Genomic DNA, 19,835 nt, shown 5'->3' with positions numbered 1-19,835 from the left:
GACAAATGTGAAGCAAATAGGTCAGCCGTCTCCGCCGATACCGGCGAGTGTGGTTCTCAGGCGGTCGTTGTCCGCTGCGGTCCAGCCGTCGGGCGAGAGTATCGCGCTCCATGCGTCCGCGATGTCGACGACATAGGTGTGTCCGTGCCCGTCGGGAACGCTGGTCGACACTGCCATATCGGCCGCCACCTGCAGAAACGTCACAAAGGGATACCACTGGGTGTTGTCGAGCACATCCGCGCCCCGGTCCTCTCGAAGCCAATCCGGCTTGCGCAATACAAGTTCCGGAGTCCACCAGACGATCGGATCGGAGGCGTGCTGCAAATAGACCATCCGTGGCCGTTCCCAAGGGGCATCAGGGCGTGCGAGGTCCGCGGGCGCTTGCGCACCGAAACGCACGGTCTGGCCCTGCTCGTAGACCGGCAACCGTTCCGGGGAGCCCGCGTCCCGGTTCGTCGTGACGTCGGTCCATATCCGGTTGGCATTGGGTGGGCCGGTGAACAGCACACCATCCGTCCGCAGCTCGACATCGTCGACATCGCCGAAAGCACTCTCGCCCCCGAAAGAGCCGAGGCTTTCCCCCGTCACGACGAGCTTCGGCCGCGACTCCGGCGGCAGCTTCTTCCACTTGTCGTACACCGCCTCGAACTGCGCCTCGCCGGCCTGTCCGGCCCGCTCTTTGTCCACCAGGAACGACAGCCAACTCGGCAGATAGGAATACTGCAGCCCCACGATGGCGGTGTCGCCGTTGTACATGTATTCCAGCGAGGACGCGAGACTTTCGTTGATCCACCCCGTACCGGTCGTGACCGCCACGGCGACCACGGCGCGCTCGAAGCCGCCGGCACGTTCGAGTTCGTCAGCCGCCAACTGGGCATTCTCCCGGATCGAGTCACCACCGCTGGCGAGCCCCGCGTAGGCACGGATCGGCTCCGTCGCGCGCCGTCCGCCATGGAAGGCGGATAGTTCATCGACGGTCGGGCCGCGCGAGACGAACGCACGACCTTGACGCCCGAGCGAATCCCAGCTGACCAGCGAGCCCGGGCCGCCCGACCGCAGCGACGAGGCCGGCGGGTCGTCACCGGCCTTGGTCTCTTGGTTGAGTGCTGCGAAGGAATTGTTGAGCCCGGACATGATCACGCGCACCGCCGCCCCGTTGACGAGCGCAACCAGCAGGGCTACCACCAGAACTCCGATCACCGTCGCCGAGATCCGCCGCGGTATCACCCGGCTGACCTTGTGTTCGACCCACCGCACCGCGTGCAGGAGCAGGCGCGCGAGCGCCACCAACCCGACGTAGAACACGACCGCCAGCACCACCATGAGGACATAACCCCACCATGGGAAGGAAGCGGCGTTCATGAGTTCCCGCAGACGCGATTGCCAGTCGCCGAACCATACGAGCATCACCACGGTCCCGGCCAACGCGATCACCACCGCCGTACGACGCACAGCGGTTTTCACCCGTGCCGGCAGCTCCCGCTGCACAAGGTAGCGGACCAACTTCGAGCCGAGGAACCCGATGCCATAGCCGATTGCTGCCGATACGCCAGTGACCAGCCCCTGAAAGAACGGGCCGCGCGGCAGAAGTGTGGGCGTCAACGAGAACCATGCGAACAGCACCGCGACAACCCATCCGCCGAAGGCATATCGGTTCGGCAGCCAGTGATGATGGCTGCGGGAGCGGACTGAACCGGGTTCGCGGTCGGCTGCACCGTCGATCACATCGGTCGGCACGCTGACAAGCTTAGCGGCAGAATCAGGATTGCTGACCTGTTGCAGGCATAGTGAATGCTGCCCATCGCTCGCTTGTATTGTGGGGTCGCTCTCGGCGCCCCGGGCGCTCGACCGGAAATTTGTCGTCGCCGGCGAACGTGAGGAGACACTCTGCCGCGCACCATGCGGCGCTCGGTACTCTCACCGCTTCCGTCCCGATGCGCAACACGCGAGCGACCGCATCAGCGCAGACCGTCAGGCGCGGCGGCTCTTGCGCACGGAGTGACTCTTCCTCACCCGGCCCCACGGCTCTCCGCAGCCGCAGTGGCCTGCCGAGGTAGCGACGCTGCGGCGAGGAATCCGGCGGCTCCGATGACAGCCAGAACGATCATCGAGGCGGCGTAGGCGTGGGCGGAGAGCCCGGCGACGAGGATAGTGCCGGCGATGGCTGTGCCGAGCGAGGAGCCGAGATTGGACACGCTGCGCGACAGCCCGGAGATTTCGCCCTGTTGGTCCTCGCCGAAGCTGGACTGAACGACATTGACCGCCGGGGTCAGCATGACGCCGAGGCCCAATCCGATCAGCAGCAATCCGGGCGCGAACGCCCAGGGATTCACGAAGCGGCCCGCCAGCGCGAGCAGCACGCCGATGCCGGCGATGGTCACCAGAAAGCCCGCCATGATGAGGGTGCGCTGGGCCCGCCGTCGCGCCAGCCGGGCGGCCGCGAGAGACGACGCCAGCAGTCCCAGGGTGGCCGCGGTGAAGATCACGCCGGTCTCGATCGCGTTGTATCCCCGCACAACCTGCAGATACGCCGCCACCACGAACGACGTTCCCATCAGCAGCAGCCATTGGATGTGCTCGGTGACCAGACCCAAGTTGGAAGTACGGTTGCGGAACAGGCTGCTCGAGATGAGCGGCTCGCGGCCGGCTCGCTCCCTGGCGCGAATGAAGAGGTAGAAGCACAGCAGGACCCCTGCGCCGAGTAGCAGCAGGGCGAGCATGAGCCAGCCGTTGTCGTCGGCGGCCAGAATGCCTGTCACGAGCAGGATCAGTCCGGCCGCCGAGAGAATCGCGCCACCCACGTCGAAGGTCCGAGTCGGGTCCGGCGGCAAGGGGTCGACGATGCGCCGCCCGAGCAGCACGATCACCGCGACCACCAATGCTTGGAACACGAATGCCGCTCGCCAGCCGAGCGTTGAGGTGATGACACCGCCGAGCAATGGTCCCGCCGCGGCACCGATGCCACCCAGCGCCATGATCGTGCCGAATGCCTTTGCGCGCGAGGTCGTTTCGGTGAACAGAAGGGTTGTGAGGATGTAGACGGGCGGAATCAGCATGGCGGTGCCGATACCCTCGAGGATCGAGTTGCCCAGGATCAGCACACCGAGGCCGGGCGCGAGGGCGCTCAATACGGCGCCGACACCGTAGATCATCAGCCCCAGCTCGAAACACCGTTTGCGGCCGTAGCGATCGGTGAGCTTGCCGCCGGGAATCATCAGCGCGGCCATGACCAGCAGGAAGATCGTGATCGCAATCTGCACGCCCTGCGGAGTCGTGTCGAGGTCCGCGCTGATGTCGTTGATCATCACGTTCATGTTCGAACCGGCGAAGCTACAGATGAACTGCGCGAGCGCCAGCGGAACGAGCGCACCGCGGGGTGGGCTGGACACACCGGTACCGGCCATCCGGCTGCTCGGCCTATCCAGGCGTCGCCGCGGGCTGGGCCTCGGCGCGGTCGAGTTGCTCGTCGAGGGCCATGGCGGCCGCGACCAGGGCCAGGTGGGTGAATGCTTGAGGGAAGTTGCCCAGTTGCTCGCCGGATGGGCCGATCTCCTCGGCGAAGAGCCCGACGTGATTGGCGTAGGTGAGCATTTTGTCGAAGGCGTAGCGGGCTTGGGTCACCCGGCCCGCACGGGCGAGCGCCTCGACGTACAGGAAGCTGCACAGGTTGAAGGTGCCTTCGACGCCGCGCAGACCGTCCGGGGATGCCTCGGGATCGTAGCGGTAGACCAGGCTGTCCCTCACCAGCTCGTCGTCCATGGCATCCAGGGTGCTCAGCCACGCCGCGTCCCGCGGTGACAGGAACCCCATGCGTGGCATCAGCAGCAGTGACGCGTCCAGCACATCGGTGGCGTAGTGCTGCACGAACGCCTGCCGTTTCGCACTCCAGCCGCGTTCGACGATCTGGGCGAAGACCGCGTCCCGCGCCTGCGTCCAGCGGGCCACATCAGCGGGCCGGGAGTACTCGGTGGCCAATCGAATACCGCGATCGAACGCCACCCACGTCATCAGTCGGCTATAGGTGAATTCCTGTTGGCCGCCTCGCGTTTCCCAGATTCCCTCGTCGGGCCGGTCCCAGTGTTCGGCCAGCCAGTCGGTCAGGTTCGCGAAGGACCGCCAACCCCAGATGCCACCCATATCCGACGATTGAGCCAGAGCATCGGCGACCTCACCGTAGATATCGAGTTGGATCTGATCGGCCGCCGCGTTCCCGACCCGCACTGGCGCGGAACCGCGGTAGCCCTCCAGATGGTCGAGTACCTCCTCGTCCAAATGGGGATCACCGTCGATTCGGTACATGATCTGCAGCGGCTCACCGGAGGCCGTGCCGTGGGCGTCGAGGCGGTCACGCAGCCAGCGCCGGAAAGCCAGTGCCTCGTCGGTGAAGCCGAGATCGATCAATGCCCGGACCGACAAGGAGGCATCCCGGATCCAGGTGTAGCGGTAGTCCCAGTTGCGCTCGCCGCCGATTTGCTCCGGCAGGCCCATCGTGGCGGCGGCGATCGGCGCTCCACTGGGTGCGTAGGTGAGCAATTTCAAGGTGATCGCCGAACGGTTGACCATGTCCCGCCACCGGCCACGGTAAGTGGACGAACGCAACCAGGACTGCCAGAAACCCCGACACTGTTCGAAGGCGGTGGCGACATCCTCCCGCGACGGATGCGCTGGCGCCGGGCCGCCACTCGCCACGCTGGTCAACGCGATCACAGCGGTCTCCCCTTCGGAAAGCGTGAACCCGGCCGTGACGTCTCCGTCCTCGGCGTGCAGCAACACCGGGTCGGTGGTCTGCAGATGCAGATCCGTGCCGGGGCCGTGGAAGACCGCGGCTCGGTCGCCGAGCCGTTCCAGAGTGTGCGTGGCGCGTCCGTAGTCGAATCGTGGGCGGCAATCGAGCGTAAGCGCCAAACTCCCCCGGACCACCCGGGCCACGCGCACCAGTCGATGTCGGTCGGTGGGCGCGGAATCGCGAATCGGCTCCATGAAGTCGGCAACTTCCCCGACCCCTTCAGGCGCCATGAACCGAGTAACGAGGATTGCTGTATCCGGCAGATACAGCTGGCGGACAGCCATATCCTCCGTTGTGACATCGGCGGCCAGGCGACAATGTCCGCCCCGCTCGCTGTCCAGTAGCGACGCGAAGAGGCTGGGTGAATCGAACCGCGGTGTGCACCACCAGTCGATCGTGCCCGCAGACGAGACCAATGCCGTAGTCTGCAGATCGCCGACGATGCCGTGCTCGGCGATCGATGGGTAGGCGTTCACGAGTACTCCTTCATACCGGGAAATCGGGCATAAACCGAATGGCCGAACTGGCCCACTCGAGCGCCTGCACCTCCTCTCCGGAAGGACTGTCCTTCTCAGTGTGCGCCGCGCCGTCGGCGAAAGGGAGAGGGCTGACGAAGTACATCTGTTCCATGAGGCAAACTTGTGGCGATCGGACTGACATTCTGGGTAGCCCCGGAAACCGCATCTCGATCGAACTTTCGATGCGGCGGCATCGAACCTCACTCGACTGCCGGCGGGATCAGCAACTACTCGACAACCCTCGAGATTCGTCAATGATGAGACCGGTGTCGCTCGACGAACACTGTGAGGACTGATGGAACGCAGCAGACAAGCGCTCTTGCACGGGCCACTGTTCTCCCGGAACGTTCCGCTCGACCGCCGAAACGCGGCCAGCCGGATCAGCGCGTACATCTACGGCAACGTGCTGATCCTCGCCGCACTCATACCGGTCACGCCGTCCGCCGAGTATGTCGGCATCTGGGTCGTCCTCGGCACCGCCCTGTCCACGTTCATCGCGCATGCCTTCGCGGAAGGTATCGGTCAATCGGTGCGCCAGAGCCACGCGCTCTCTGCCCAGGAGCGGTGGGCGGACCTGCGTGACTCCTTGCCCATTCTCAGCTCGGCGGTGCTGCCCTGCGCGATTCTCGCGGCCGCGGCGATCGGGTGGATCGATCCACGCACAGCGCAACTGCTCGCGGAGGCGGCCATGCTGGTGCGGATCGGCGGAATCGTCTTCGTCGTCGGTCGACTCCACGGGGAGCGGCCCAATCGTTGGACGCTGCTCGCGGCGGTGTTGCTGGTCTGCGCGGCCACCACCGTCGTGGGAATCAAGGTGATCCTCACCCACTGATACGTGTGGACGATGTGATTCGCGCGCGTCGACCTACCGGAGTGTGTCCTCGTATCGCATTGGGTGCTGAGCCCGGTCGTTCGGCCTCAGGCGCTCCCGGTCGGCGCGGGCTCTTGCAGGTGGTGACGGCATATCCGTGATCCAGCACACCGGCGCGTGCTTTCGGCGGAGAATCGTCGGTATTCGATCGGTCGAGGATAGGAGCGATTATGTCCGAGAATTCGTCGGTCAAACAGGGCGTCGCGGCAGGAACCTCTATAGGGGCCGCAATCATCCTCGTCACCGTGGGCCTTCTCCAGTTGTTCCAGGGGATCTCCGCGGTGGCAGAAGACGAGGTCTTCATAACGGGTGTCGAGTATGTATACAAGTTCGACTTCACGACCTGGGGTTGGATTCACATCGTGCTCGGCGCGCTACTCATGGTCATCGGCTTCGCGTTGTTCACCGGAGCGGGCTGGGCCCGTGTCTCCGCGATCGTTATTGCCGCATTGTCGATCCTGGCCAACTTCCTCTGGCTGCCGCACTACCCTTGGTGGTCGATACTGATCATCGCACTCGATGTCGTTGTGATCTGGGCGGTCGCGACGTGGAGACCCGAACGCATTTAGTCGAATTTTCTCTGCGTGAATACTCGATGCGGTGCATAAGTCATGACAGCGCAAAACGATCCCTCCGTTGCGCGGCACGCCGGGCGCGCTGACGTGACCGGCGAACGGACGCGGGCCGACCGCATCGAATACGGCAAGACGGCACAGCGCCGTACACCGTTCGGCGCCATAGCCGAGCACGATGCCATTCGCGACCGCGACCCGATCGGCCTGCTCGAAATCCAGGCGGGCACCAGGATTCCGGAACTCGTCCCGGTGCGGTATGGGCGGATGGCCGCTTCGCCGTTCGCCTTCTACCGCGGCGCCGCCCTGGTCATGGCCGACGACTTGTCGCACGCCCCGACCACCGGGCTGTACACCCAACTGTGTGGCGACGCGCACCTGAGCAACTTCGGGCTTTTCGCTACACCGGAACGCAAACTCGCCTTCGATCTCAACGACTTCGACGAAACCTATCCCGGCCCGTTCGAATGGGATGTCAAACGACTCGTCGCAAGCCTCGCGGTCGCCGGGCACGACAACAACCACAGTGGCAAACAGCGAAGGAGAAGCACCCGCGCCTGCGCCGCCGAGTACCGCGAAACGATGACCGACCAAGCCGGACACGGAGAGCTGGCGGTTTGGTACTCCCGCGTCGACGCCGCGACCCAGATGGACGAGCTGCGCGAGGTCCTCGATTCCTCGACCAGAAAACGCATCCAGAAGACGATCGACAAATCGTGGGGCCGAGACAGCGTTCAGGCGCTGGCAAAGCTGACCACTGTCGTGGACGGGCGGCCGAGGATCGTGAGCATGCCGCCGCTGATCGTCCCGATCGAGGAAATCTTCACCGACGCCGAGGCCGAGCAGTTGGACCGCACACTCATCGAACGGCTCCGTCACTACCGCGACACGCTGCAACCCAACTGGCGGGTCCTGTTCGATCGATTCGAATACGTCCAGGCGGCACGGAAGGTCGTCGGTGTGGGCAGCGTGGGGACCCGGGCCTGGATCATCCTTCTCCGCGGGCCGAGCGACGACCCGCTGTTCCTACAGGCCAAGGAAGCGCTACCGTCCGTCCTCGCGGGGTACCTCGAGGGCCCGACCTTCGCCAACCAGGGCGAACGTGTCGTGGCCGGTCAGCGGCTGATGCAGGCCGCCGGTGACATTTTCGTGGGCTGGGAGCAAGGCATCGACACCGACGGAGTGGTGCGGGATTTCTATGTCCGCCAGCTCCGCGACGGTAAAGGATCCGCTGTCGTCGAAACCATGTCCCCCGACCTGATGGCCCGGTACGGCCGCCTGTGCGCACGCGTGCTCGCCCAGGCGCACGCACGCGCAGGAGACCGGTTCGCGATCGCGGGTTATCTCGACTCCGACGATGACTTCGATGAAGCGATGTCCGCGTTCGCCGAGGACTACGCCGCCCAGAACGCACGCGACCACGCCGCGTTACGCAAGGCGATCGACGACGGCATGGTCACTGCCCAGTTCGGGGTGTAACCGATGACAAGCAACCGCCCCTCCTCCTCCCGACCCAGCCACCCGATCTCAGCGCTGGTGGGCGCGGGCAGCGTTCGCGGTCATCGACGCCGACGGACCCGACGCCCCGGTCGGCGTCGACGGTGAGTCACCCCTGCTCTCCACCCCCGGTGCGCTTCACGATCGAGCCCGCCGTCCTGCGGGTCCGGGTTCCACGCCACCGTCCAGGGGTCCGTCCCGCCGAACCCACCGTCGATTGGGTTCGCCTCCGAACGCCGGCGCGACACCGCAACCCACAGCGTCATTCGCGGTCGTCGCCATTCGGGCCCCGGAGGTAGCGACCGAGAGGGGTCTCGTCCAGGGCGAGCCCCTTCACGACCGATGCCGCCCCCACTATCACGACCGACATGAGGAAAAGCCAACTGACCGAGGTGAACGCCAGCCCCAGCGGGCCGAAGTGCTCCTTCGCGTTCGCTGTGATGCGAGGCAAGGCGAAGCGGCCTACCAGGTGTACGGCGGTCAAACCGGCTGCCGTGAGCACGCCGGACACCCACAGCAGACGCCCGGTCAGCGCTCCCTTGGTGAGAAGGAAGGGGGCGAGCATCCAGACGAACGCCCAGATGGCCACCTCACTCAGCAGGGCCAGCGGCCGACCCACGTAACGGATCTGTGTGAGTTCGCGTGTCTGCCCCACCAGGCCCGCGGCCGAAGCGACGGCCAGCAGCGCGGCCAGCCACCGCCACGCGTCTCGCGGACCGACCACGGGCACCTTCCAGACCGCCTCGTAGACGCGCGCGAGCGCCCGAGCGAACGACGTGCCGCCGAGCAGGACCATCAGAAGTCCGACCACACCGAAGGCGGCCACCGACGGATCGGTCAGTGTGGATTCCCCGCCCACGACCAGCGATTCGGAATCGAAGCCGAACTGGTCCTTGATCGTGTTCGCCGCCCCATGCCAGCCACTGAAAACGGATGCGGCAATTATCACCGGAAGCACGGAGGTGAATATCTGCGCGGCAAGCGCCAGTGACCGATCCACGATCTGGATCTCCGCGAGTCCCTCGATCACGCGGCGCAGCGTGCGACCGTACGGAGTTCCTCGTAGCCAGCCGGTCGCGGCGTGCGTTCGCGCGAGCGATACCTCTCGGGCCAACGCCACAGACAATTTCACGGACCGCACCGCGCTTCACTGTCCTTCTGCTCGTTCAGCCGGGAAAGATCGGATTCTCGTGACTGGTCCCGGTTCAGACGCACCGGCGCGGCCAGCAGCCTGATCAACGAAGGATTCCATCCACCTCGATGTCCGACTCGCCCGCAGTCGGTCGCCGCCTGACTGGATCACCAGAAGCACGTATCCTGTCGAATCGACGTTACGCCGTCATCTAGGCAACGATGTCGACTTATATCAATTCCGTGGGAAAAGCCCGACTGAGCCTTGCCCTGTATACCGATCGACTGCGAAACGACACCCCGACGGGTGCACCTGGGTGAGGATCACTGTGTCGGCAGCTTCGCTCTACCTACGCGCGCGGACCCATGAGGGTCGGGACTACGGAAGTGCCGAAATCGAGCATCGCGTTATGACGCAAACGGAATTCCCCACCGAACGCAGGAGTAGGCCGATGACATCCAGGAAAAGTGTCAGCGGGATTGCCGCGACGGCGATCGTTTTGATCATGACCGCCGGGTGCGGGTCCAATGGCGGATCCGATTCGACGACGCCGACGAACGACAGTACGCACGGTATGCGGAGTGGTATCGCAACGACTGCGTCCTCTGTCGTGAGTTCGGTTCTGAACACCGCGCAGCAAAAGGTTCAGGACGGCATCAACGCGGCGCTTGCCGCCGTGCCGATCACCTTCGACAGTGGCAGCTCGGATCTCAGCGCGGTGGATGTCGCGACCATCAAAGCAGTCGCGATCCCCTTGAAAGGGAACGACACCAGGGTAAAGATCACGACCTACGCCCAGGATTCGAATGCAGCTGCCGCCAAATCCCTGGCCAAAGCCCGTGGCGACAACATCGCGGCGGAGCTCGAGGCCGAAGGCATCGATAAGGCGCGGATCACCGTGCAGGCCGAGGCCAACCCGACCACGGCGGATGTTCAGGTCGATGCGGCGCAGATAGCGGTGGTCGCCGAATAGCCACATCAACCCGGTGTCATCGACTCGGGGACTCGATGGGGATGCTCAGCGACAGCGCCGCAGGGATTCGATGTAGCCGCCCAGTCGAGAAACAGCATCCACGCGAGGTCCGGGCTGGGCCGGAACCACCTCGGCGACATGTCGTCAACGGGTCATTCGACGACATCGAAGGATCCGGAGTTTGGGTGGCCCAAACCCTTCAACCCGGTCCTGGAGTGTCCATCCGAGGTCCGACACCCGTGGTCGGCTCCGTTGCCGGATCCCTCGAACCGGCCTGGTGTCACCGATAAGACGATGAAGGGTTCAGTCGGCCATGTCATCCTGGATCGGCCGTGACGACGGCCAGCCCGCTGAGCGTTTCGTCGAGCAGGGTGGTGAAATCAGCCTGCGGGTTCTCCTGTGCCGCCAGGACGGTAGCGAAACCTGCTCCGACGACAGCACCAACGCTCGCGCGGACCATTGGATCGTCGGCAGTGGTGCCACTGCGGTCGGCCACGAGAGTGGCCATCACACGGCTGGCGTCGATGAGCTGATCGAGCAACATGGCCCGCAGGGGCGGTATGGAAGTCATCAGCGCCCCCTTCGAGGTCTCGGGCCCGCCGTTACTCAGAACAGGGTGTCGCGAACTACCTGCTCAGAACTCTGGCGGTGATCGACTTGCCGCGTGTGGGGAACCGCTGCCCGTCGCTCGAGGACAGAGTTCCCGCCCAGAAGGTCGCGGCCCGCGGCAGACCGCTGTTGGTAGCCAATGAGCGCCAGGTTCGCTGCCCGCAGCGTCTCCTCCCGCACGTACCACTCCTTGGTCCAGGTGCGGATGCCGTAGGAGATGCCCGCTGGTCAGGCCGAGATTCGTGGCACCGGCCAGCAGGACGGCCGAGAGTGATTCACCTATCTGCTCGACGCCGTGGACCACCACGGTCAGCAGACGCGGGGAGTCCTCCGAGGTCGAGACACCTACGGAACCACCGCCTTCTGCGCAGTCGAAGCGGCCCGGCTCGATGCCGACCGCCACCGCGCCCGCCGCCACATCCCGTTTTACGGGGCCCGGATCGATCGAGGAACGGTATCAGTTGTGCGGCGGATCGGTGGAGATGGTGGTCGTCGGTACCACGGCCGGCGCGTAGCAGCCGCATGCTGGGCGGACAGAGGTCGGCCCAGCACCCGGAGAAGGGAGATGGACGGTGGCATTGGGACGTCGTCGGCTGCTGATCGGTTTCGCCGGTGCGGGCGGTCTCACCCTGGCCGGATGGGGATGGTCACGAGAACTCGCGTCACCACCCAAACCCGCCACCATCCGATTCGATCCCCCACCCGGCACCCACGATGTCGAAGCGCGCCACCCCGGCACGATCACCGTCACCGACGGGACGCTGCGGTCGGTCGAATGGATCGATGAAACGGGTAGATCGCTGCCGGGCGCAGCGGCACCCGACCAGCGAACCTGGACGAGCACCGAACCACTCGGCTACGGACACACCTACACCGCCACAGCGGTGGCTCACGGCGAAACCGGCGACGTCACCGCGACGGCAACCTGCACCACGGTGGCACCGCAACAGCTCATCGACGTCTCCCTCCGCTCCGCCAATCTCATCGAGCTGGCCGAAAACCACATCTATGGAGTAGGTTTCGTGCTCGTCGCCCATTTCGATGAACCCGTCGATCGGGCAGCCGCGGAACGCCACCTGAAGGTCACCACCCAGCCGGCCGTCACCGGTGCCTGGTACTGGCTCGACGATCACAACGCACACTGGCGGCCGGAGCATTATCACGCACCGAGAACCCGGATCACGGTCGCGGCCGAACTCTTCGGCCGCGCGCTCGGCGAGGGCCGCTACGGCCTGCGTGACCAACGGGTTTCGGTGATCATCGGGCCCTCGCACGTCGCGATCGCCGACGACGACACCAAGCAGATCGAGGTCTTCGACAACGGAAACCTCGTGCGCACCATGCCCACCTCGATGGGCATGGGCGGCACCGCGGTCGTCGACGGCACAGTCATGTCGTTCTGGACTCGCCCCGGCATCTACACCGTGCTGGACCGGAATGACCCGGTGATCATGGACTCCGCCAGCTACGGCCTGCCCACCAACTCCGCGCTCGGCTACCGCACGAGCATCAACCACGCGGTCCGAATCAGCCACGACGGAATCTTCGTGCACGAATTGGCTGCGAGCATGTGGGCCCAAGGCAATACCAACGTCTCACACGGCTGCCTGAACCTCTCCCCTGCCGACGCCACATGGTTCTACGACTTCGTCATCCCCGGCGACGTCGTCGAGGTCCGCAACACCGGCGGCGACCCCCTCGATATCTGGCACAACGGCGACTGGAGCATCCCGTGGACCGACTGGCTTCGCGGTGGCGCCCACCGATGAACACGACTCTCCGACAGTGCACGGACCGGACGCCAGCGACCCGCCACCTGCCCAGTCGGCAACCCTACTGCCCGCGACGCCCTGTGACGTGGGAAGGCGACTGCCGCCACAGAGATACGGCCGGTCACCAATTCCAGCGGGGCCTGTGCAGCGGGAACCGCGATCAACTCACCCGATGCCGCTCCGGGTGGTGGAAAGCAGTGACACCATGGTGCCCAGCAGTAGCCAGTCGCGTCTGCGGGAACTGGTTGAACACGAGCTGGACGATCCGCTCTGCTGAACGGCGGAGATGCGTTGCTGCAGTCCGTCGAGGCTGTCATCGCGGAATTCGCCGGACTCGGCAACGGATCGCACCGGCGGCTACCCGCACCAGCTCAGCGAACGCCGTGCTGGTGTCCGTCGCTGCAGTGTCCGGCTTCTGCTCGATGGTCTCCAAGGTTGCTCAACTCCTCGCCCACGAGCTGCAAGTAGTTGAGGCATGGCGTCGTTCCACCTGGGGCGCCTCAACTTCGTGAGACGGCATCGCGTGGCCTTGTATCGTTCCGGGGCAATTATCGGCTGGGCGACGCTGCATCACCCGATTGCTGCTTGCCGTCCAATAGACGGTTGACCGCCTTGCGGGCGCGCGTCAGGGCGTCCTCGCGGCGGAGAAGCTGGCGATCGTGATTCGCCTGAAGCACCATGGCATGTAGTTCGAAGACGAGCTGCTCGACGTCTGTGCCTGGTGGAAGCTCCCGAAGGCGCACGGCGAGTTCGACGTCGCGTTGGAGCAGGGCGTCGGCTCGGGCGACGGCGTCCGCGACCGCGTCTCGGACGGGTCCAGACCGGCCGTCGAGTTCGCTTGCGGCAGCGACGAAGAGGCATCCGCCCTCGAATGTCTCCAGGTAGTCGATCCACAACGACATCAGCGCCCGCAGTCGCGCGAGCCCGGCCGGCTCCCGCTCGGCGGGCAGCAGTACATCACGCTCGAAGACCCGCGCTGCCGCCGCGACGATCGAGAGTTGGAGTTCCTGCTTCGTGCCGAAGAGGGCCTGGATGCCGCTCTTGCTGGTGCGCACAGCCTCCGCCAAGCGTCCTAGCGTCAGACCCTCGATGCCTTCGACCGACGCGATGTGCATCGCGCGATCGACGATCGCGCCGCGGCGGGCGTCACCTGTGCGAGTCATGAATACGATCGTACCTGACTATACGATCGGACGTATTGACGTATACGATCGTATCGCCCTAGCGTCGTCGTATTCGACCTGAGGAGTTCCATGACAACCCCATCGACGGCACTGGATCCTTCCGCGATCGCGAAGCGCTATTTCGCCGCTTGGGAGGCGCACGACATCGACGCGATCGTCGCTCTCCACACCCCCGATTCGCAGTTCCAGGCCCATGGACGCGGTGCCGCAGTCCATGGCCGCGAAGCCCTGCGGCGCGAGTTCGCGTACGTCTTCGAGCTCTACCCGGGCTTCGGCTTCGAGCAGCGACGCTTGCTGTTCGGCAGCGGGCATTGGGTTCTGGACTGGACGCTGACCTTCCAGCGGCCCGGGGAAGATCGTCGGGGCGTCCACTGCCTCGACGTCGTCGAGGTGGCATCCGACGGCCTCGTCACGCGCAAGGACACTTTCTTCGACTTCGCCGAGCTGAAGGCCGCGTTCGAGGAGGCCGCATGACCACCGCCGAGACGACCACGCCGATATTCGACCGGCCGTTGCTCGATGCGTTGCCGGTCGAGCATCTCTGCGATCTCAGCATCGACCTGGAACCAGCCCAGGTGATTTCGACCCCGCTCGGTACCCGTATGACTTTCGTGACCAAGGGCGGCCGTTTCAACGGGCCGGGCTTCCGGGGTGAAATGCTGCCCGGGGGCGGTGACTGGGTGTGGCTGGGAGCCGACGGGATCAGTCGCATGGACGTTCGCGCGACCCTGCGCACCCACGACGGTGTCCTCATCCACTACGAGTCGAACGGAGTACTCCGGTTCCCGCCCGATGGTCGTCAGCGTCTGGCCGACGGGCACCGGCTATCGGTCGATGAGAGCTATGTGCGACCGACGCCGAGGTTCGAGACCTCCGACGAGCGTTACTCGTGGCTGTGCGGACTGGTCGTGGTCGGCTACGGCGAATACGGTCACGGCCGCATCGACCATCGGATGTATCGGATTCTGTAAGGAGCACTTCGCCCCGACGCGCGACCTCGTCGACCTTTCTGTTGTCGCCGGAGTCTACCGCCACGTCCTGCCTCCGGTGGAGCGCTTTCACGCTCCACCGGATCGAAGCTCGCGTGCCACCGAGTGCGGGGCCCGGGGCATCAGTTCATGCGGCGGTGGGGTCGAACTCGGCGGTGACGCGGTCCGCGAGTTTCTTGGCTTCGGGGCTGTCGTGGTCGGTGGGCAGCTCCACGGGCTGTCCGTTGATCGGGATGGTCACCGGCCGACGGTTCGCCAGTACCTTTCCGGCACCGTCGCCGAGCGGTAGACCGGCCAAGGCCAGGATGCGGTTCATCACGGTGTCGGTGCCGACCGGCGGGAGGGCTACGACGCCCTGCGGCCACTGAACGCCTTTGATTTGGAAGAAATCATGGTAGCCGTCTATGTGCTGGTACCCCACCTGTCCGAAGTACAAATCATCCGGCGTCGAGCCTTGCGCTTGACTTATCTCATTGTTGAACGTGCCTTGGAACACGCTGGTGGGGTCGAAGTGTGCGTATTGGCCTGATACGGACGCCTGCGTCTTGAGCAAGTCGAAGACAACTTTCATACCATCGGGAGCAGGCTGGTTGTTCTTGGAGTAGAGAGCCTTGGCGCCATCGATGTCGGGCGGGTTCCACATGTGCGGGACGATGTCGAGGTCGTTGGCGTAGCGCTGCACTCGTTGCAGGCGTTGGCTGGTGTAGTCGACGAATTCCTGATTGCAGAAACTCGGTCCGGCGGTCGAGAGCACGCTGATCCTGGCTTTCTCGGAATTGTCCCATAGCCACTGGGTGTCGCGCAGGAACAGGGCCAGTGTGGGTGATAGGGCACCACCGAGGCTGTGGCCGGTGACGGTCAGCTCGATCGCCTTGTCGCCGAGCGTGCTCAGGAACTCGGGCAAGGTGTGACCGGCACCGGGACGGGGCCCGGAGGGTTTGAGATTTATGAGGGTTTTCACCCCGATGGCCGTGCCGATCGTGTGCATGGCGGCGCTATTCGCGAACCACGGGGTCTGGAGAATGAAGGAGTCCTCGACGAGCCAGTCGAAGACCAGTGCATCACTGCTGCCGGCCATGGCGATCACGTACCGGGAGCGATCCTCGATGCTTCGCACCATGTAGAGGGCGTTGACCGCGTACAAGTCGGTGTCGAACAACGCGACTCCCGGACCCCAGACGATCTCCCACCCTCCGATGACCTCCTGGTTGGTGTCGAGATACTGCTGTATCTTCTGATAGAGCGTCCCCTCCAGGTCGCTGTCTTCCTTGCTGATGCTGTTGACCAGATTCGCGTACTCGCACAGCTGGTATGTGATCTTGTCTTGCAGAGTCGGCTCGTTGATCGTCGTGGATTGTGCAGTCATGTTCCGCTCCTTGCCGTATGAGTTTCACCCGAAACAGAGAGGAGAAAAGCGTTGACGCGAATTCACACGCCACGTCCGTATCGGGGACAGAACATCCCGTACCGGTAGCTGTTGATACGAGTCCAGATGACTCACCACCCATGCGGGCGAATCACCTGCCTGTCCGGGACCTGACGTTGCAGCTGAATCCTCCTGAAATTTCCAGGAACCCGTTGCGCCGAACTACGCGCAGAACAAAGAGAGCGTACGAATAATTGATCGAGTTGCGCTTCCCACCTTCCGGATGAAACACGGAGCACCGTCTACGAGCACCGGACGGTAGGTCCCGCGTAGCCACCTGGAAACTTGCTCACTTGGCTATCCGGCCCGCAGATCCGTATGGCGCCGACCTCGCGGAGATCGGCGAGCATGCCGGGGTCGAGCCATTTCACCGTGATCTCCGGCCGATCAGAGCCACCAGCCGGCATGCAGCCACGCGATGGACGAGTCGAGCGCGATCGGGAGTGTTCCGAGCCGCTGTGAGGGCGACCTTCCGCGCCGCACGTCGGCGGCTTCGAGATGTGCAGTTGCAGGTATCACGGTGCGGCTGGTCGACCACGAACGGATTTCAGGTTTCGCGATCCATTCCTCACTGCAGCTGACATGCCAGAGATCGGGTCGTCGAGCAGGTCGACGAGGCGGATGAGATCCCAGCGTTTGAAGGGTGTTGTCTGCGCCGATGGTGTACAGCGTCCGGCTATCCGCGCTGAGTGCGAGTCGTGTGATCTCACCGTTGTGAGCGTGGATCGAGCCGCCCAGCCGGAGCCGTCCGTTGTCGCTGATGAACAAGGCCGAGAGCGTGCGGTCGTGTCGGAGCCTTCGAGCTACTGACCTGATCGCGCACAGTCGCGTAGGCAGCTGGTGGTCACCGCGCTCAGCTCAGCGTGAACGTCGCCGTCCCCGAGATCTGCTCCATCTCCCTGTCGTTCGCGTCCAGCGCGACGATGCGAGCCTCCACCCGGCCGGCGCCCGGCGCAGTGCCGAAACCGACGATCACGCCGTCCACCGTGTTCTGGACGACGCCGTTCACGACGCGGTGCTGCTGCCCGTCCGCGTACCCGGTATCCAGGTTCTTGAAGCGAACAGCGACCTTCCAGTCCGAGCAGCTCTCCCCGGTCTGGGTGACGTTCACCCGCACGCCGAACGTGCCGGGCTTCTCCTGCCGCACGGTGACCGCGTCGATGATCGCGGAGCAGCTGGTCGGAACCAGGCGTGTCAGGGTCGGCGAGAACGGAAAGCCCGGATCATGCGGAATGGCGGTAGACGGCGCCGCGAGCCCGACCACCCCGGCGGCGGTCACCGCTGCGATGACACCGGCGCGGACCGAAAACTGTTGCAGCTGCCCGTGAGTGAGAGTCATGGACGGTTTGTCGGGTCACCGGCAGATGTTGTTACTGAGGTGCGATCGTTGGGGACGCGACACCATGCTGGAGCGGCGCCGTTGGCTACGCCGCGCATTCGTCCTCGACGTATTCCCGATCCGGTGCGCATCGCCTTCGCTGGATACCCTCAGGCGGGCCGGGCGTCGATCGATTCGTGCGGATCAGATGGGGCGGAATCCGGCGCCTATGTCGTTGCGGGAGTCGATGTCGGTGACGATGGCGTTGATGTCGGTTCCTACCTCGGGCCCTAGACACCCCATGCCCAAGTAGGCGTTGACCATGCCGACCAGGGTCGAACCGATCACCACCGGAGCGCCGGAATCGCCTTTGAGCACGCACATCTGGGTCCAGGTGTCCCTGCTGTCGCCCATCATGTCGCCCCAGGCGACACCACAGGTTCGACCGGTAGTGCGGCCCTTCTTACAGACGACGTCGGGGAACTGCGCGGGAGCGCCGAGCCCGTCGATGCGGAACCCACCGACCTCCCGGGCGGGAACGACACGTGCGGAATCGAATTCGATGATCGCGTAATCCAGTTCGTGATCGGCGTGGACGAAGCGCCCCAGCACCCCGTAGCTGGGATAGGTCAGGGACGTGACGCGCGCCCCGGGTTCGCCGCAATGGCCCGCCGTCAGACCTACCAACCGGCCGTCTGCGTCGTGGCCGATAGTGGTCAGCGTGCACTCGGCTTCGTCGTCGATCACGATTCCCGATCCACCGCCTATCGGCGGCAGCGGTAGCTGCGGAACAGCGACTGCCGCGCCTGCGCCGACCGAGACCGGGCCGCACGCCAGCGCCGCCGTGGCGACAACCTTCATCAGCGAATGAGTCATTGTTCCTCCAACCGGACCGAGCAGAGCGCCCGCGACTCGGCGCGTGCCGTACCCGGTACTGCCGTCGACAAACTCGACATCCGCATCGTCTCCCACGGCCGAAGTCCGAACCAAGCGCGTACTTTCGCGCGTCCAGCGGAACTACCCACGCCGACGAGGCGGAAACCGGTTGGTACATGTGGGAGATCGCGCGTGTACGCACGGGCCGACTGCTCGGAGAGGGCCGCCATTGGCCGGGTTCCGGCGTCAACGCCTCGTGATCGGATCCCACTTACGAGAAACGCTTCGCGATCGCTTCCGTGATCGCACGCGGTTCGTGTTCCTGGATGAAGTGACGAGTGCGCGGCAACTCGACCACTTCGAGATCTGCGAAGGCGGCGCGCATTCGTGGGACACAGGCGCTCGGCCGGAAGACCATGTCACGCATTCCCCACACCAACAGGGTCGGCTTGTCGCCGAGCAGGGCAGGTACGTCCCGGGCGAGTCGCTCGAGCAGTGGACGCGCGGCACGAATCTGCCCGGGCATGACGGCGAGTCCGCGACGGGCTTCGGCGGTGGGTTGCACCGCGCGGTAGTGATCGGCCTCGGCCGCGGTGAGTTTGTACTTCAGCTCAGCGAGCAACACGCGCTCGACGAGAAAGTTGTGTTCGAGTATCCGCCACTGCATCGGACGGCTGCTCATGATCATGCTGAACGCCCGGTTGGCGACTGCCTCGATCGGCCAGAACACGGTATTGCCCAGAACGATCCCTCTCACCCGGTCCGCCCGCGCGGTGACCGCGCCCAGACCGATGGGTCCGCCCCAATCGTGTCCCATCACGACGAAGCCATCGAGTTGCAAATGATCGATCAACTCGCCGAGGACCGCGGTGTGCTCGGCGATGGTGTAACCGAAACCCATGGGCCGTTCGGACAATCCGAAGCCCGGGTAGTCGACGGCGACACAGCGGTACCGATCGCGCAGGGCCTGCACGATGTGGCGGTAGAGGAAGCTCCACGCCGGAGCGCCGTGACAGAACAGGAACGTTGGTCCGGCCCCCTCGTCGATGTAGTGAACGCGGCCGACGGACGAGTCGAACCAGCGCGACGCGAATGGATACAGGTTCCCATCGGGAACAAAGTCGATCAGCATTGAGCAGCCCCCTCCCTCTGCGCGAGACTACATGCGCTGTCCCGCTCAGCACCGGCCCCTAGCCGATTGCGCCGAAGCCGCTCCCCCGGCGCTATCGCTGCCGGGCTCAATGGACCTTCAGTTGCTTCCACCCACGCGCCAACTGCATCCGAACGATCTCACCGACATGTCAACGCGGGC

Annotated in this window: 18 protein-coding genes; 7 read left to right on the top strand and 11 right to left on the bottom strand. The window is 64.8% G+C overall.

Annotation, left to right across the window (positions count from 1 at the left end; translation table 11 throughout):
• Window positions 1-21 precede the first annotated feature (21 nt).
• The 3 genes from K8O92_25325 to K8O92_25315 form a co-directional block, all read right to left on the bottom strand.
• On the bottom strand, window positions 22-1,737 hold the full coding sequence (locus K8O92_25325; protein ID UAK31141.1) for an alpha/beta-hydrolase family protein: 1,716 nt from the start codon (window positions 1,735-1,737) through the stop codon (window positions 22-24).
• 272 nt (window positions 1,738-2,009) lie between these two features.
• The gene (locus tag K8O92_25320; GenBank protein UAK31140.1) at window positions 2,010-3,404 is read right to left on the bottom strand and encodes an MFS transporter; all 1,395 of its coding nucleotides are present in this window, start codon (window positions 3,402-3,404) and stop codon (window positions 2,010-2,012) included.
• Window positions 3,405-3,417: 13 nt separating this feature from the next.
• On the bottom strand, window positions 3,418-5,262 hold the full coding sequence (locus tag K8O92_25315; GenBank protein UAK31139.1) for a glycoside hydrolase family 15 protein: 1,845 nt from the start codon (window positions 5,260-5,262) through the stop codon (window positions 3,418-3,420).
• Between the two features lie 337 nt (window positions 5,263-5,599).
• Between K8O92_25315 and K8O92_25310 the strand changes: the two genes are divergently transcribed.
• From K8O92_25310 to K8O92_25300, 3 genes are all read left to right on the top strand, one after another.
• Window positions 5,600-6,136, top strand: a complete 537-nt coding sequence (locus K8O92_25310) for a hypothetical protein (GenBank protein ID UAK31138.1) — start codon at window positions 5,600-5,602, stop codon at window positions 6,134-6,136.
• Window positions 6,137-6,345: 209 nt separating this feature from the next.
• A complete protein-coding gene (locus tag K8O92_25305; protein ID UAK31137.1) occupies window positions 6,346-6,744 on the top strand; it encodes a hypothetical protein in 399 nt (132 codons plus the stop codon).
• Window positions 6,745-6,786: 42 nt separating this feature from the next.
• Window positions 6,787-8,226: a DUF2252 domain-containing protein gene (locus K8O92_25300; protein ID UAK31136.1), complete on the top strand. Its 1,440-nt coding sequence runs from the start codon at window positions 6,787-6,789 to the stop codon at window positions 8,224-8,226.
• A gap of 280 nt (window positions 8,227-8,506) precedes the next feature.
• Here the strand turns inward: K8O92_25300 and K8O92_25295 are convergent, their stop codons facing one another.
• The gene (locus K8O92_25295; protein ID UAK35936.1) at window positions 8,507-9,364 is read right to left on the bottom strand and encodes a hypothetical protein; all 858 of its coding nucleotides are present in this window, start codon (window positions 9,362-9,364) and stop codon (window positions 8,507-8,509) included.
• Window positions 9,365-9,827: 463 nt separating this feature from the next.
• On the opposite strand from K8O92_25295, the gene K8O92_25290 reads away from it, so the two are divergent.
• The gene (locus K8O92_25290) at window positions 9,828-10,349 is read left to right on the top strand and encodes an OmpA family protein (protein ID UAK31135.1); all 522 of its coding nucleotides are present in this window, start codon (window positions 9,828-9,830) and stop codon (window positions 10,347-10,349) included.
• A gap of 316 nt (window positions 10,350-10,665) precedes the next feature.
• Here the strand turns inward: K8O92_25290 and K8O92_25285 are convergent, their stop codons facing one another.
• Complete coding sequence (locus K8O92_25285; GenBank protein UAK31134.1) at window positions 10,666-10,920, bottom strand: hypothetical protein; 255 nt, start codon at window positions 10,918-10,920, stop codon at window positions 10,666-10,668.
• A gap of 610 nt (window positions 10,921-11,530) precedes the next feature.
• On the opposite strand from K8O92_25285, the gene K8O92_25280 reads away from it, so the two are divergent.
• A complete protein-coding gene (locus K8O92_25280; GenBank protein ID UAK31133.1) occupies window positions 11,531-12,727 on the top strand; it encodes a L,D-transpeptidase family protein in 1,197 nt (398 codons plus the stop codon).
• Between the two features lie 551 nt (window positions 12,728-13,278).
• Here K8O92_25280 and K8O92_25275 read toward each other — a convergent pair.
• Window positions 13,279-13,893 carry a TetR/AcrR family transcriptional regulator gene (locus K8O92_25275; GenBank protein UAK31132.1) on the bottom strand — a complete coding sequence of 205 codons (615 nt, stop codon included), beginning with the start codon at window positions 13,891-13,893 and terminating at the stop codon, window positions 13,279-13,281.
• A gap of 90 nt (window positions 13,894-13,983) precedes the next feature.
• Between K8O92_25275 and K8O92_25270 the strand changes: the two genes are divergently transcribed.
• Complete coding sequence (locus K8O92_25270) at window positions 13,984-14,388, top strand: nuclear transport factor 2 family protein (protein UAK31131.1); 405 nt, start codon at window positions 13,984-13,986, stop codon at window positions 14,386-14,388.
• On the top strand, window positions 14,385-14,885 hold the full coding sequence (locus K8O92_25265) for a DUF3237 domain-containing protein (protein ID UAK31130.1): 501 nt from the start codon (window positions 14,385-14,387) through the stop codon (window positions 14,883-14,885). Before K8O92_25270 ends, K8O92_25265 begins: the two co-directional genes overlap by 4 nt.
• A 145-nt stretch (window positions 14,886-15,030) precedes the next feature.
• Here K8O92_25265 and K8O92_25260 read toward each other — a convergent pair whose 3' ends face one another.
• The 5 genes from K8O92_25260 to K8O92_25240 form a co-directional block, all read right to left on the bottom strand.
• Window positions 15,031-16,269, bottom strand: coding sequence for a lipase family protein (locus tag K8O92_25260; GenBank protein UAK31129.1), 1,239 nt, complete (start codon window positions 16,267-16,269; stop codon window positions 15,031-15,033).
• A 447-nt stretch (window positions 16,270-16,716) separates the two neighbouring features.
• Window positions 16,717-17,097 (bottom strand): hypothetical protein, encoded by a 381-nt coding sequence (locus K8O92_25255; protein ID UAK31128.1) that lies wholly within the window; start codon window positions 17,095-17,097, stop codon window positions 16,717-16,719.
• Window positions 17,098-17,182: 85 nt separating this feature from the next.
• Window positions 17,183-17,617: a hypothetical protein gene (locus K8O92_25250; protein UAK35935.1), complete on the bottom strand. Its 435-nt coding sequence runs from the start codon at window positions 17,615-17,617 to the stop codon at window positions 17,183-17,185.
• A 234-nt stretch (window positions 17,618-17,851) separates the two neighbouring features.
• A complete protein-coding gene (locus tag K8O92_25245; protein ID UAK31127.1) occupies window positions 17,852-18,523 on the bottom strand; it encodes a S1 family peptidase in 672 nt (223 codons plus the stop codon).
• Window positions 18,524-18,794: 271 nt separating this feature from the next.
• Complete coding sequence (locus K8O92_25240; protein UAK31126.1) at window positions 18,795-19,655, bottom strand: haloalkane dehalogenase; 861 nt, start codon at window positions 19,653-19,655, stop codon at window positions 18,795-18,797.
• Between the last annotated feature and the right edge of the window lie 180 nt (window positions 19,656-19,835).

Origin of the sequence: Nocardia asteroides, from assembly GCA_019930625.1 — a bacterium.
Taxonomy (GTDB): Bacteria; Actinomycetota; Actinomycetes; order Mycobacteriales; family Mycobacteriaceae; genus Nocardia; species Nocardia sputi.
Note: the sequence above shows the minus strand (reverse complement) of the source record. Positions and strands in the feature narration are given on the sequence as shown.

Coding starts and splice junctions, on each gene's coding strand:
- K8O92_25270 (UAK31131.1), top strand. CDS start 13,984: ATGACAACCCCATCGACGGCACTGGATCCTTCCGCGATCGCGAAGCGC.
- K8O92_25260 (UAK31129.1), bottom strand. CDS start 16,269: ATGACTGCACAATCCACGACGATCAACGAGCCGACTCTGCAAGACAAG.
- K8O92_25285 (UAK31134.1), bottom strand. CDS start 10,920: ATGACTTCCATACCGCCCCTGCGGGCCATGTTGCTCGATCAGCTCATC.
- K8O92_25305 (UAK31137.1), top strand. CDS start 6,346: ATGTCCGAGAATTCGTCGGTCAAACAGGGCGTCGCGGCAGGAACCTCT.
- K8O92_25310 (UAK31138.1), top strand. CDS start 5,600: ATGGAACGCAGCAGACAAGCGCTCTTGCACGGGCCACTGTTCTCCCGG.
- K8O92_25275 (UAK31132.1), bottom strand. CDS start 13,893: ATGACTCGCACAGGTGACGCCCGCCGCGGCGCGATCGTCGATCGCGCG.
- K8O92_25245 (UAK31127.1), bottom strand. CDS start 18,523: ATGACTCATTCGCTGATGAAGGTTGTCGCCACGGCGGCGCTGGCGTGC.
- K8O92_25300 (UAK31136.1), top strand. CDS start 6,787: ATGACAGCGCAAAACGATCCCTCCGTTGCGCGGCACGCCGGGCGCGCT.
- K8O92_25240 (UAK31126.1), bottom strand. CDS start 19,655: ATGCTGATCGACTTTGTTCCCGATGGGAACCTGTATCCATTCGCGTCG.
- K8O92_25290 (UAK31135.1), top strand. CDS start 9,828: ATGACATCCAGGAAAAGTGTCAGCGGGATTGCCGCGACGGCGATCGTT.
- K8O92_25265 (UAK31130.1), top strand. CDS start 14,385: ATGACCACCGCCGAGACGACCACGCCGATATTCGACCGGCCGTTGCTC.
- K8O92_25320 (UAK31140.1), bottom strand. CDS start 3,404: ATGGCCGGTACCGGTGTGTCCAGCCCACCCCGCGGTGCGCTCGTTCCG.